10 protein-coding genes are annotated in these 14,000 nt (G+C 70.5%); 9 read left to right on the forward strand and 1 reads right to left on the reverse strand.

Going from position 1 to position 14,000, the window contains the following annotated elements; translation table 11 throughout:
• The first annotated feature begins 84 nt into the window (after positions 1-84).
• From IEY79_RS24180 to IEY79_RS24220, 9 genes are all read left to right on the forward strand, one after another.
• Positions 85-3,762, forward strand: coding sequence for a ThuA domain-containing protein (locus tag IEY79_RS24180; protein WP_189109686.1), 3,678 nt, complete (start codon positions 85-87; stop codon positions 3,760-3,762).
• A gap of 127 nt (positions 3,763-3,889) precedes the next feature.
• Positions 3,890-5,017 carry an inositol-3-phosphate synthase gene (locus tag IEY79_RS24185; protein WP_189109687.1) on the forward strand — a complete coding sequence of 376 codons (1,128 nt, stop codon included), beginning with the start codon at positions 3,890-3,892 and terminating at the stop codon, positions 5,015-5,017.
• Entirely contained in the window at positions 5,014-6,456 is a 1,443-nt protein-coding gene (locus IEY79_RS38445; protein WP_373292611.1) for a UbiA family prenyltransferase, read from the forward strand. The genes IEY79_RS24185 and IEY79_RS38445 overlap by 4 nt, the downstream gene beginning before the upstream one ends.
• On the forward strand, positions 6,453-7,298 hold the full coding sequence (locus IEY79_RS24195; protein ID WP_189109688.1) for a sugar phosphate isomerase/epimerase family protein: 846 nt from the start codon (positions 6,453-6,455) through the stop codon (positions 7,296-7,298). The genes IEY79_RS38445 and IEY79_RS24195 overlap by 4 nt, the downstream gene beginning before the upstream one ends.
• Positions 7,295-7,891, forward strand: a complete 597-nt coding sequence (locus tag IEY79_RS24200; RefSeq protein WP_189109689.1) for an EboA domain-containing protein — start codon at positions 7,295-7,297, stop codon at positions 7,889-7,891. The genes IEY79_RS24195 and IEY79_RS24200 overlap by 4 nt, the downstream gene beginning before the upstream one ends.
• Complete coding sequence (locus IEY79_RS24205; protein WP_189109690.1) at positions 7,891-8,739, forward strand: TatD family hydrolase; 849 nt, start codon at positions 7,891-7,893, stop codon at positions 8,737-8,739. The genes IEY79_RS24200 and IEY79_RS24205 overlap by 1 nt, the downstream gene beginning before the upstream one ends.
• A gap of 3 nt (positions 8,740-8,742) precedes the next feature.
• Complete coding sequence (gene eboE, locus IEY79_RS24210) at positions 8,743-9,912, forward strand: metabolite traffic protein EboE (RefSeq protein ID WP_189109691.1); 1,170 nt, start codon at positions 8,743-8,745, stop codon at positions 9,910-9,912.
• Entirely contained in the window at positions 9,909-11,336 is a 1,428-nt protein-coding gene (locus tag IEY79_RS24215) for an alkaline phosphatase family protein (protein ID WP_189109692.1), read from the forward strand. The genes eboE and IEY79_RS24215 overlap by 4 nt, the downstream gene beginning before the upstream one ends.
• Before the next feature lie 17 nt (positions 11,337-11,353).
• Entirely contained in the window at positions 11,354-12,421 is a 1,068-nt protein-coding gene (locus tag IEY79_RS24220) for a sugar phosphate isomerase/epimerase family protein (RefSeq protein ID WP_189109693.1), read from the forward strand.
• A 93-nt stretch (positions 12,422-12,514) separates the two neighbouring features.
• Here the strand turns inward: IEY79_RS24220 and IEY79_RS24225 are convergent, their stop codons facing one another.
• Complete coding sequence (locus IEY79_RS24225) at positions 12,515-13,903, reverse strand: OFA family MFS transporter (protein ID WP_189109694.1); 1,389 nt, start codon at positions 13,901-13,903, stop codon at positions 12,515-12,517.
• Between the last annotated feature and the right edge of the window lie 97 nt (positions 13,904-14,000).

A 14,000-nucleotide genomic window follows, 5' to 3' on the forward strand; every position in this document is an offset into this window, starting at 1 on the left:
GGACGTACCTCAGGCACGTCGGGAGACGCGACGCGTTCTCCCGGCACCCGCACGTACGAACAGCCCCACCCCTGGAGGACTTTCGTGCCCAGAAGACGTCATAGATCCAGATCCCTCCTCGCGCTCGTGGCCGGCGCACTGATCGCCGGCACCATCTCCGCCGTCCCCGCCGCCGCCCATCCGGACGAGCCCCACCCGGCGGACGGCAACTTCCAGCAGGTCGCCCTCGCCAAGGGCGCCGACGAGGTGGGCGAGCCGATGTCGCTCGCCGTTCTGCCGGACCGCCGCGTCCTGCACACCTCGCGCGACGGCACACTGCGCATCACCGACGCCGCCGGCGACACCAAGGTCGCGGGCAAGCTCGACGTGTACACGCACGACGAGGAAGGCCTCCAAGGCGTCGGTATCGACCCCGACTTCGCCGAGAACCGGGCGATCTACCTCTACTACTCCCCGGTGCTCGACACCCCCGCCGGTGACGCACCCGAGACGGGCACGGCTGCCGACTTCGCCCCCTTCGACGGGTACAACCGGCTCTCCCGCTTCACGCTGAAGGAGGACGGCACCCTCGACAAGGCCAGCGAGAAGAAGGTTCTCGACATCGAGACCAACCGCGGCCTGTGCTGTCACGTCGGCGGCGACATCGCCTTCGACGCGGAGGGCAACCTGTACCTGTCGACGGGTGACGACACCAACCCCTTCGCCTCCGACGGCTACACGCCGATCGACGAACGCTCCAACCGCAACCCGGCGTTCGACGCCCGGCGTTCCTCCGGCAACACCAACGACCTGCGGGGCAAGGTCCTGCGGATCAAGGTCGCCGACGACGGTTCGTACACCATCCCCGAGGGCAATCTCTTCGCCCCCGGCACGGCGAAGACCCGCCCCGAGATCTACGGCATGGGTTTCCGCAACCCGTTCCGGATCAACGTCGACCAGAAGACCGGCATCGTGTACGTCGGTGAGTACGGCCCCGACGCGGGCGCGGCGTCCGAGGCGCGCGGCCCGGCCGGCCAGGTCGAGTTCGCCCGCATGACGGAGGCCGGAAACTTCGGCTGGCCCTTCTGCACCGGCGACAACGACGCCTACCGCGACTTCGACTTCGCCACCGGCACCTCCGGCCCGGCCTTCGACTGCGCGGCACCGAAGAACGACTCGCCGCACAACACGGGTCTCACCGATCTGCCCCCGGCCCAGGCCGCCTGGATCCCGTACAACGGGAACAGCGTCCCGGAGTTCGAGGACGGCTCCGAGTCCCCGATGGGCGGCCCGGTCTACAACTACGACGCGGACCTCGACTCCCCGGCGAAGTTCCCCGAGGAGTACGACGGCGACTTCTTCGCCGGCGAGTTCGGCCGCGAGTGGATCAAGCGCATCGAGAAGGACGCGGACGGCACCGTCACCGCCATCCACGACTTCCCGTGGACCGGCACCCAGGTCATGGACATGGAGTTCGGCCCCGACGGCGCGCTCTACGTCCTGGACTACGGCCGCGCCTGGTTCGGCGGCGACGAGAACTCGGCGGTCTACCGCATCGAGAACATCGCCGACGGCCGCGCCCCGGTCGCCGTGGCGTCCGCGAGCAAGACGTCCGGAGTGGCGCCCCTGCGGACGAACTTCTCCTCCGCGGGCACCGTGGACGCGGACGGTGACGACATCACCTACGCCTGGGACTTCGGCGACGGCGGCAAGTCCACCGAGGCCAACCCCAGCCATGTGTACAAGAAGAACGGCACCTACACCGCGACGCTGACCGCCACCGACCCCAAGGGTCACACCGGCACGGCCTCCGTACGCGTGGTCGTCGGCAACACCGCGCCCAAGGTGACGCTCACCGTGCCCGCGGACGGCGCCCTCTTCAAGTTCGGCGACAAGCTGCCCTTCAAGGTCACTGTCACCGACCCGGAGGACGGCCCGATCGACTGTGACAAGGTCACCGTCAACTACATCCTCGGCCACGACAGCCACGGCCACCCGATCACCTCGGCCAAGGGCTGCGAAGGCACCATCACCGCCCCGGCGGACGGCGAGCACGACCCCAACGCCGACATCTTCGGTGTCATCGACGCCGAGTACACCGACGGCGGAGGCGGTGGCCAGGCCGCGCTCACCACGCACGACCAGGTGCAGCTCCAGCCGCGCCACCGGCAGGCCGAGCACTTCACCGACTCGTCGGGCATCAACACCTTCGACAAGGCGTCGGCCAACGGCGGCAAGACCGTCGGCGACATCAGCAACGACGACTGGATCTCCTTCAAGCCGTACAACCTGACCGGGTCCAAGACCCTCACCGCCCGGATCTCCTCCGGCGGCGCGGGCGGATTCCTCGAAGTGCGTACGGGCTCCGCCACCGGCAAGCTCCTCGGCTCCGCGCCGATCCCGGTGACCGGCAGCTGGGACACCTTCCAGGACATCGACGTACCGCTGCGCTCGGTGCCCAAGGCCACCACGGAGCTGTTCCTCGTCTTCAAGGGCGGCGAGGGCGCGCTCTACGACCTCGACGACTTCGAGATCAGCGACCAGGTCGCCGGAAAGACCGAGAAGCGGGTCCTCGTCTTCTCCAAGACCGCCGGATTCCGTCACGACTCCATCGCGGCCGGCACCGCGGCCCTGAAGGAGCTCGGCGAGACCAGCAACATCACGGTCGACTCCACCGAGACCGCGGCGCAGTTCACCACCAACAACCTCGCCCGGTACGACGCGGTGGTCTTCCTCTCCACCACCGGTGACGTCCTCAACCCCGAGCAGCAGAAGGCCTTCGAGTACTACATCTCCACCGGCGGTGCCTACATGGGCGTCCACGCCGCGTCGGACACGGAGTACGACTGGGCCTACTACGGCAAGCTGGTCGGCGCCTACTTCTCCGGCCACCCGCAGATCCAGCAGGCCACCGTCCGGGTCGAGGACCACGACCACCCGGCCACCGGTCATCTGGACGACGAGTGGCAGCGCACGGACGAGTGGTACAACTACCGCGACAACCCGCGCTCGGACGTGAAGGTCCTCGCCACCCTGGACGAGACCACCTACCAGGGCGGCACCATGAGGGGCGACCACCCGATCGCCTGGTGCCAGACCTTCGAGGGCGGCCGGTCCTTCTACACCGGCGGCGGCCACACCAAGGAGTCGTACACCGAACAGGCCTTCCGGGACCACCTGCTGGGTGGTCTGCGCTACGCGGCCGGCCAGGTGAAGGCCGACTGCAAGCCGAACACCGGCTACCGCGACATCTTCAACGGCAAGACCCTGGAGGGCTGGAAGCAGGCCGGTCCGGGCAAGTTCAACATCGGTGGCGGCGAGCTGCACACCGAGGGCGGCATGGGCATGCTCTGGTACCAGCCCAAGCAGCTCGGCGCCTACTCGCTGAAGATGGACTGGAAGATGGACGGGGACGACAACTCCGGTGTCTTCATCGGCTTCCCGGAGTCCGACGACCCCTGGTCTGCGGTCAACAACGGCTATGAGATCCAGATCGACGCCACGGACGCGGTGGACCGCACCACCGGCGCGATCTACACCTTCAAGTCGGCCAACATCAAGGCCAGGGACCAGGTTCTGCGGCCTCCGGGCCAGTGGAACAGCTACGAGATCAAGGTCCAGGGTGAACGGGTACAGGTCATCCTCAATGGAGTCAAGATCAACGACTTCACCAACAAGGACCCGGCACGCAGCCTGAAGGACGGCTACTTCGGCATCCAGAACCACGGTGCCGGCGATCAGGTCGCGTTCCGCAACATCCAACTGAAGGAACTGGCCTCCTAACACCAGGAGGACCAACCGGCCTCCTGGCCCAGTCCAGGAGGCCGGCCGCCAGCCGGCGGCGGGCGGGGAGGCGCCGTACCCCCCGCCCGCCGTCAACCAACCCACCCACCCGGCAGGGAGGCAGCCCGTGACCACCAACGATTCGACTGCAGGACGTACCGGAGTCTGGTTCGTCGGAGCACGCGGCTCCGTCGCGACGACCGCCGTCGCGGGATGCGCGGCGGTCACCGCCGGGCTCCACCCCGCGACCGGCATGGTCGCCGAGACGCCGCCCTTCGCGGAGTCGGGCCTCCCCGCCCTGTCGTCGCTCGTCTTCGGCGGACACGACACCGCGAGCTGTCCCCTGCCCAAACGGGCCGAGGCGCTCACCGCGGCGGGAGTCCTGCCGCACGGCCTGCCCAACACGATCGCCGCCGAACTCGAAGCGGCCGACGCGGAGATCCGCATCGGCGGGCCGATGCCCGGCGACACCCGCGGCGACGACGAGCTGATCGCCGCGTTCGCCGACGACATCACCTCCTTCGTCCGGCGCACCGGCGTCGCGCGCGCCGTCGTCGTCAACGTCTCCTCCACCGAGCCCGAGCCCGCCGCGGACGACCCGCGGCTGCCGGCCAGCTCCCTCTACGCGGCGGCCGCCATCAAGGCCGGCTGCGGTTACGTGAACTTCACCCCGTCGACCGGGCTGCGCACCGCGGCCCTCGCGGACGCCGTCGAGGCAAGCGGACTTCCCCACGCGGGCCGTGACGGCAAGACAGGCCAGACGCTGCTCCGTTCCGTGCTCGCCCCGATGTTCGTCCAGCGTGCCCTCGACGTCAGGGCCTGGTCGGGCACCAACCTGCTGGGCGGCGGGGACGGAGCGGCGCTGGCCGACCCGGCGGCCGCCGCCGCCAAGAACGCGGGCAAGGAGCGGGTCCTCGCCGACACGCTCGGGACCGCGCCCGAGGGCGAGGTGCACATCGACGACGTGCCCGCGCTCGGCGAGTGGAAGACCGCCTGGGACCACATCGCCTTCGACGGGTTCCTCGGCTCCCGCATGATCCTCCAGACCATCTGGCAGGGCTGCGACTCGGCGCTCGCCGCGCCGCTCGTACTGGACCTGGCCCGGCTGGTCTCCCGCGCCCACGAGGCCGGACTGAGCGGACCGCTGCCGGAGCTGGGCTTCTACTTCAAGGACCCGGACGGCGGGCCCGCCGCGCTGGCCGAACAGTTCGACGCGCTGCTCTCCTTCGCCGAGCGCCTGAAGGAGAGCAAGTGACGCTGCGCGCCTGGGCCGAACTCCTGCGGGTGTCCGCGCTGTTCACGGTCCCGGGCGATGCCCTGGCCGGCGCGGCGTCCGCGGGCGTCCGGCCCAACCGCGGCACCGCGCTGGCCGTCGGCGCTTCCCTGTGCCTGTACGAGGCGGGGATGGCGCTCAACGACTGGGCCGACCGCGACGAGGACGCCGTGGAGCGCCCGCACCGCCCGATCCCCTCGGGCCGGATCACCCCGAACGCGGCACTGGCGGCGGCGGGCGGCCTGACGGCCGCGGGCCTTCTCCTGGCCTCCCGCGCGGGCCGCCCGGCCCTCGCCCTGTCGACGGCGCTGGCGGCCTCGGTGTGGGCGTACGATCTCCGCCTCAAACACACGGCGGCGGGCCCGGCGGCGATGGGCGCGGCGCGCGCGCTGGACGTCCTGCTGGGCGCGACGGCGACGGCCTCGGCGTCTCGCCGAACCCCGGCGCACCGGCCCCCGCCCGCTCGGCGGGGCGTACTGGCACGTCTGTCGGCCTGGGCGGGTGGCTCGAAGACCGGGCCGGACCCGACCCCCGCGAGCAGGCTCAACGGCGCGGCGCCCCAGGCGGCCGCCGACGCCGCCGCGTCGACAGCGCGGTTCTCGCCGCCCGCCGAGCGGGGCGTACTGGCGCGTCTGTCGGCCTGGGCCGACGGCCCGGGCGGTCAGGGCCGTACGACTCCGCCGGTGGCGGCCGTCGCCGGCAGGCTCACCGGCTCGGCTCACCGCCCCGCGCTGGAGCCCGGCGCGTCCACGGCCCGCTTCCCGGCGCCGCCGGACGGACCGGCCCGGCACGGGCGTACGACGATCCAGGCGGGCGGCCCCGCGGAGCCCTTGGCCTCCAAGGCCGCGGCCTCGGCGCCCGGTCACCGCCGGGCGGGGATCGCGACGGCCGGCTCCGCCTCCCGTACGCCGCAGGGGCCGCTCGCGCGGCTGTCGGCCTGGGCCGACGTCTCCGCCGCATCGCGCGGCCCGGGCGCCGCGTGGCGCGGGGGCGCCCCGCCGTCCGCCGTACCACGCGGTGCTCTCCTCCCCGCCGCTCTGCTCGGCGCGCACACCGTCGCCGTCACGGGCGTCTCCCGCAACGAGGTGTACGGCGGGTCCGTCGGGGCCCCGCTGGCCGCGCTTGTCGTTACCGGGGTGCTCGGCGGGGTCGTCGGGCGGTCCCGGGACCCGGGCGCCGCCGCGCTCGTCAGCGGCGGCCTCGCCGCCGCCTACGCGCTGACCGCCGGGCGGCCCTTCCTGCACGCCGCGCTCAATCCGTCCCCGCAGCTCACCCAGCGCGCCGTCGGTGGCGGGATCCGGGCCATGATCCCGTTCCAGGCCGCGCTCGCGGCACGCGGCGGGTCGCCCGTGGTCGGGCTCGCCGTCATGGGACTCGTGCCGCTGGCGAGGAAGTTCGCGAAAAAGGTGAGTGTGACATGACCATCCGCTACGGATACGGCACCAACGGGCTCACCGATCTGCGTCTGGACGACGCCCTCGGGCTGCTCGCCGACCTCGGGTACGACGGGGTCGGACTGACCCTCGACCATATGCATCTCGACCCGCTCGCCCCCGAACTCGCCGCCCGCACCGCCAAGGTGGCCGCCCGGCTCACCAAGCTCGGTCTCGGCGTCACCGTCGAGACCGGTGCCCGCTACGTGCTCGACCCGCGCCGTAAGCACGGGCCCACCCTCCTCGACGCCGACCCCGAAGCGCGCGCCGCGCGCACCGGTCTGCTCGTCACGGCCGTCCGGGTCGCCGCCGACCTCGGCGCGCACGCCGTGCACTGCTTCAGCGGCATCACACCCGAGGGCACCGACCCGGACACCGCCTGGAAGCGGCTGGAGGAGTCGATCACCCCGGTCGTCGACGCCGCACAGGCTGCCGGCGTCCCGGTCGCCATCGAGCCCGAACCCGGCCATCTCCTCGCCGACATCGCCGGCTTCCACCGCCTCAGAACCCTCCTCGGCGACCCCGAGCCCCTCGGCCTGACGCTCGACATCGGCCACTGCCAGTGCCTGGAGCCGGCGTCGCCCGCCGACTGCGTCCGGGACGCCGGTCCCTGGCTCCGGCACGTACAGATCGAGGACATGCGGCGCGGTGTGCACGAGCATCTGCCGTTCGGCGAGGGCGAGATCGACTTCCCGCCCGTGCTGGCCGCGCTCGACGCCACCGGCTACCAGGGCCTGACCGTCGTGGAGCTGCCCCGCCACTCGCACGCCGGCCCCGAAATGGCCCGCACCTCCCTGGACTTCCTGCGCTCGAAGGGAGCATCGGCATGAACCGCGAGTCCATCGACGGGCGTCTCGACAGCGCGGCCGTCGCCTGGCTGGACCAGGCACTCGCCGAAGCGGCGGAAGCGGCCGACGAGCCCGACAACGTTGCCGTGCCGCGCTGGCAGCTGCGCTTCGCCGCCGCCGGCCGCCACTGCGGCCAGGAGAACGCCGACGCTGTCCGCACGCTCCTGCTGCGGCGCGCCGCCGCCGACGTCGGCACCCTGACCCGGCTCTACCAGCAGGGCGCCGCCGCCGAGCGCCGCGCCGTACTCCTCGCCCTGCCCGACCTCGTGCCGGGCCCCGAGGCCCTGCCGCTCGTCGAGGACGCCCTGCGCACCAACGACACCAGGCTCGTCGAGGCGGCCGTCGGCCCGTACGCCGCCGGCCATCTCGACCCGCACGCCTGGCGGCACGCCGTACTGAAGTGCCTCTTCACCGGCGTGCCCGTCGCCGCGGTCGCCGACGCGGAACGCCGCGCCCACGGCGACGCCGAACTCGCCCGGATGCTCGCCGACTACGCGTCCGAGCGCACCGCGGCGGGCCGGTCGGTACCCGCCGACCTGCACCGCGTACTGATCATGACCGGCGAGGAGTCCTGATGCGCATCTTCGACCCCCACATCCACATGACCTCCCGCACCACGGACGACTACCAGGCCATGTACGCCTCCGGAGTCCGTGCGCTCGTCGAGCCGTCCTTCTGGCTCGGCCAGCCCCGTACCTCGCCCGCGAGCTTCTTCGACTACTTCGACGCGCTCCTCGGCTGGGAGCCCTTCCGCGCCGCGCAGTACGGCATCGCGCACCACTGCACCCTCGCCCTCAACCCCAAGGAGGCGAACGACCCGCGCTGCACGCCCGTCCTGGAGGAACTGCCGCGCTACCTCGTCAAGGACGGCGTCGTCGCCGTCGGCGAGATCGGCTACGACTCCATGACCCCCGCCGAGGACGTGGCGCTGGCCACCCAGCTCCAGCTCGCCGCCGAGTACGCGCTGCCCGCGATGGTCCACACCCCGCACCGCGACAAGCTGGCCGGGCTGCGCCGCACCATCGACGTCGTCGCGGAGTCGAACCTCGACCCCGAGCACGTCCTGCTCGACCACCTCAACGAGACGACCGTCAAGGTCGCTGCGGACAGCGGCAGTTGGCTCGGCTTCTCCATCTACCCGGACACCAAGATGGACGAGGACCGGATGGTCTCCGTCCTGCGCTCCCACGGCACCGACCGGGTCCTCGTCAACTCCGCGGCCGACTGGGGCAAGAGCGACCCGCTCAAGACACGGAAGGTCGGCGACGCGATGCTCGCCGCCGGCTTCTCCGAGGACGACGTCGACAAGGTGCTCTGGCGCAACCCCGTCGCGTTCTACGGCCTCAGCGGCAGACTCCAGCTCGACGTCCCGGCGCCGGAAGCCCTCCACGAGGGGAACTCCATCCTCCGCGGCGGTGAGTGAGCCATGCGCTTCCGCCACCCCGACGGCTCCACCGTCCATCTCTCGTACTGCACCAACGTCCACCCCGCCGAGGACCTCGAAGGCGTACTGGCCCAGCTGCGCGACCACTGCGAGCCGGTACGCAAACGCCTCGGCCGTGACCGGCTCGGCATCGGGCTGTGGCTGGCCCGCGGAGCGGCCCGTTCGCTGATCAACGACCCCGCCCAACTGCGCGGTCTGAAGGGCGAGTTGGAGCGCCGCGGCTTGGAGGTCGTCACCCTCAACGGATTCCCTTACGAGGGCTTCGGCGCCGAGGAGGTCAAGTACCGCGTCTACAAACCGGACTGGGCCGACCCCGAGCGTCTGGAACACACCACCGACCTCGCCCGGCTCCTCGCCGCCCTGCTGCCCGACGACGTCACCGAGGGCTCCGTCTCGACGCTGCCCCTCGCCTGGCGCACCGACTTCGACGACGCCGCGGCCCGCACCGCCCACGCAGCCCTCACCACCCTCGCCGAACGGCTGGACGCCCTGGAGGAGCTGACCGGCAAGTCCATCCGTATCGCGCTGGAACCCGAGCCCGGCTGCACCGTCGAGACCACCGCCGACGCGATCGGGCCGCTCACCGACGTCGCCAGCTCCCGGATCGGCATCTGCGTCGACACCTGCCATCTCGCCACCTCCTTCGAGGACCCGGCGACGGCGCTGGAAGCCCTCGCCGAGGCCGGGGTCACCATCCCGAAGGCGCAGCTCTCGGCCGCGCTGCACGCCGAACACCCCCATCTGCCCGAGGTACGGGACGCCCTGGCCGCCTTCGCCGAGCCGCGCTTCCTGCACCAGACCCGCACCCGTACGGCCGCCGGCCTGCGCGGCACCGACGACCTCGAAGAGGCCCTGGCCGGCCGGGCGCTGCCCGACGGCGCTCCCTGGCGCGCCCACTTCCACGTGCCCCTGCACGCGCCGCCCGCCCCGCCCCTGACCTCGACCCTCCCCGTACTCCAGGACACCCTCGCCCGGCTCGTCGGCGGCGCCGAACCGCTGACCCGCCACCTGGAGGTCGAGACGTACACCTGGCAGGCGCTGCCGCCCGAGCTTCGCCCCCGCTCACGCGGCCGGCTCGCCGAGGGCATCGCCGCCGAACTGACGCTGGCCCGCGACCTCCTGGTCGACCTGGGTCTCAAGGAGCTGCCATGACCGCCGACCCCACACCCGAGCCGAAGACGGAGCCCAGCGAGGCCCCGGCCGGCCCCACCCCGCTGCTGGTCCTGGACGTCGTCGGCCTCACGCCCCAGCTCCTGGCCCATATGCCGAACCTCAAGAAGCTCGCAGCCGGGGGCTCGCAGGGCCCGCTGACCACCGTGCTGCCCGCCGTCACCTGCAGCGCGCAGTCCACGTTCCTCACCGGCACCCTGCCGTCCGAACACGGCATCGTCGGCAACGGCTGGTACTTCCGCGAACTGGGCGACGTGCTGCTGTGGCGCCAGCACAACGGACTCGTCTCCGGCGACAAGCTCTGGGACGCCGCCCGCCGCGTCCACCCCGGCTACACCGTCGCCAACATCTGCTGGTGGTACGCGATGGGCGCCGACACCGACTACACCGTCACGCCCCGCCCCGTGTACTACGCGGACGGCCGCAAGGAGCCCGACTGCTACACCCGGCCGCCGGCCCTGCACGACGAACTGCACGACAAACTCGGCACGTTCCCCCTCTTCCACTTCTGGGGACCCGGCGCCGACCTTGTCTCCTCGCAGTGGATCATCGACGCCACCCGCCACATCATCGACACCCGCCACCCCGACCTGGCACTCTGCTACCTCCCGCACCTGGACTACGACCTCCAGCGCTTCGGGCCCGACGACCCCCGCTCCCACCAGGCGGCCCGCGACCTCGACGCGGCGATGGGCCCCCTGCTGGACGACGCGCGCCGCGAAGGCCGCACGGTCGTCGCCCTGTCCGAGTACGGCATCACCAACGTCTCCAGGCCCGTCGACATCAACCGGGCCCTGCGCCGCGCCGGACTGCTTGAGGTCCACACCCAGGACGGCATGGAGTATCTGGACCCGATGGCGTCGCGCGCCTTCGCCGTCTCCGACCACCAGATCTCGCACATCTACGTCCGCCGCCCCGAGGACATGGACGCGACCCGTGAGGCGCTGAAGGACCTCGAGGGCATCGAGGAGATCCTGGACGACGAGGGCAAGAAGAACTACGGCCTGGACCATCCGCGCTCCGGCGAACTGGTCGCCGTCGCCGAACCGGACGCCTGGTTCACGTACTACTACTGGCTCGACGACGCCAAGGCGCCCGACTTCGCCCAGCTCGTCGAGATCCACCGCAAGCCGGGCTACGACCCCGTCGAGCTGTTCATGGACCCCCTCGACCCGTACGTGAAGGTCAAGGCGGCCAAGGCCATCGCCCGCAAGAAGCTCGGCATGCGCTACCGGCTCGCCGTGGTTCCGCTGGACCCCTCACCCATCCGCGGCAGCCACGGCCGCCTTCCCACGAGCGACGACGAAGGTCCGCTCATCCTCTGCTCCACCCCCGAAGCCGTCACCGGCCGCACCGAGGCCACCGACGTGAAATCCCTGCTCCTCAATCTCGCAGGACTGCACTGACATAAGGAGTTCCACGCATGAGCCGCAAGAAGTCAGTCGACCCGGAGCTCGCAGCCAAGCTCAGCCGGCGCAACATGCTGGGAGTGGCCGCGGGCACCGGTGCCGCCGCCATCCTCGGTCTCTCGGCGGCCACCCCCGCCGCCGCGACGGACCGGGGCCGGGGTCACGGCCACGGGCACGGCCATGGTCACGGGAAGACCGAGCCGGTCCTCACCCCGGGCCACCTCGGCATCCAGCTCTACTCGCTGCGTGACAAGGTCAACTCCCTCGGCTTCGCGAAGGTCTTCGAGGAGCTGGAGCGCTTCGGCTACGACGAGATCGAGTACGCGGGCTACACCCAGGGCAGCGCCGGCGACATCACCATCCCCCAGCTCCGCAAGCTGGCCAGGGACCACGGTCTGCGCCCGATCGGCAGCCACGTCAACTACGCCGACGACAACAACCCGGACGCGTACAGCTTCGCCCAGAACCTGGAGAAGGTGCTGGACGACGCCCAGGCGCTGGGCCTCGACCACATCGGAACGGCCTCCGGCCCGTTCCGTCACGGCGACACCGTCGACGCCTGGAAGCGGGCGGCCGAGGACTTCAACACCTACGGCGCCGCCGCCCGCAAGCGCGGCATGAAGTTCTACCAGCACAACCACGCGGAGGAGTTCTCCTTCGCGAGCGACCAGCCGGGCGTCCGCCTGTACGACGTCCTGCTCGCCGAGACGGACCCCAAGCTGGTCTATCTGGAGATGGACATCTACTGGGCCTTCTCCGCCGTGCACCGCTTCAGCAAGACCGGCGACGGCAAGCCCGCTCCCTTCGACCCGCTGCGCTACGTGCTCAAGCAGCCCGACCGCTACCCCCTCTTCCACGTCAAGGACGGCGTGAAGAACGAGGAGGCGCGCGACGGTTACGACATGGTCGACGTCGGTGACGGCGACATCGACTACAAGAAGTTCATCTCGGCCGTGAACAAGACCCACAACGGCCGCAGGGACCACCACTGGCAGGCCGAGCACGACAACCCCGTCGACTCGATCCTGTTCGCCCAGAAGTCGGCGGACCACCTGCACTCGCTGCGCGAGAAGCGCTGCTGATCCTGTCGCTCCTGAAGAGGAGCTGAACGGCCTGGGGCCACGTCGACCGGAATGAACCGGTCGACGTGGCCCCAGGCCATAGGCGGTGCGGAATCATTCCCCGTCGCGGCTGAGGGGAGCCGGATTTGCCTTGACGAGCTTGCCTTTTGGCCGTCCGGGCTGATGCAGGAACAGCGCTACGAATGCAGCGAACAGCGAAATCGAGCCGGCCAGCACGAACGCTCCGCCGTAGCCCCAGGCGCCCACGACGACGGCGCCCATGCCGGAGCCGAGCAGACCCGACACCAGTTTCGAGCTGTAGACCATTCCGTAGTTCGAGGCGTTGTTGTTCTCACCGAAGTAGTCCGCGGTCATGGCCGCGAACATCGGGAAGATCGCACCGCCACCGAAGCCGGAGATGCTGGAGAACAGCAAGAACAGGGGAAGGTTGTTGATATTGCCCGAGAACAGAATGCCGTACTGCGAGAGGCCGAGCACGATGCACACGAGGATGAGGCAGCGCTTGCGTCCGTAGAGGTCCGAGAGCCAGCCGATGACTCCGCGGCCCGTACCGTTGACGATCGCCTTCAGTGACATCGCGGTCGCCACGATGCCGCCCGTGAAGCCCGCCTCTTTACCGAACGGAACCTGGAACGCGATACCGAAGATGTTCACACCTGATGTGCACAGCAGACAGAACCACATGACGGGAACGACACGTGTCTGCCACGCCTCCTTGGGCGTGTACTGCTTCACCGCCGGCGGGTTCATCGCCAGCGCGCGGCGCGCACGCTTGTCCTCCGGCTTGCGCAGCGGGTCGACCTCCTCGGGCCACCAGTTGTTCGGCGGGTCCTTGAAGAAGTAACCGGCGACCGCGACCACGGCAGCCAGGAACAGACCGACCGAGACGAGCACCCACTTGAAGTTCGTCACGTCCATGTAGCCGGTGAACAGGAAGACGAACGGCACCGAACCGTAGGCGAAACCGCCGTTGACGAAGCCGGTCTTGCCTCCCTTGCGTTCGGGATACCACTTGCCGACCATGTTCACGCAGGTCGCGTAGACCATACCCGCGCCCGCGCCGCTGAACATACCGAAACCGATGTACGCCACGATCACGTGCGGCGCGTACGCCAAGGACACGTAGCCGAGCAGGGTGCCGAGCGCGCCGAGCATCATCGCCCAGCGTGCGGGGAGTTTGCCGGACTCACGCAGCTTGCCCGCGGGGAAGGCCACGCCGCCCTGGAAGAGCACCCAGATGCCGAGCATCCAGAAAATGTGCGCACTGTTCCAGCTGTGCGCGATGTGCAGAGTGTCCTCGGCCGAAGCGAACGCGTACTCGGCCGAGCTGATGCCCATCATGCCGACCCACGGCAGGATGACCATCCACTTCCGCTTGCGTCCCATGATGTCGACATCGGACTCGCCGAGCCGGTACACACGGCCGTTTGCGTCCGTCACCTCCCTGTAGGGGACGGGTGCGGAGATGTCAGTCGTTGCCATTCGATCGAACCCCTTGCGTCGAAGAAGTCAGGCCAGCGCCCCCTGTCCGTTCTCTTCGTGCGGGGGGCCTGCGATGAGCGGAATCCACAGGCCCCCT

Source organism: Streptomyces camponoticapitis (assembly GCF_014646115.1).
Taxonomy (GTDB): Bacteria; Actinomycetota; Actinomycetes; order Streptomycetales; family Streptomycetaceae; genus Streptomyces; species Streptomyces camponoticapitis.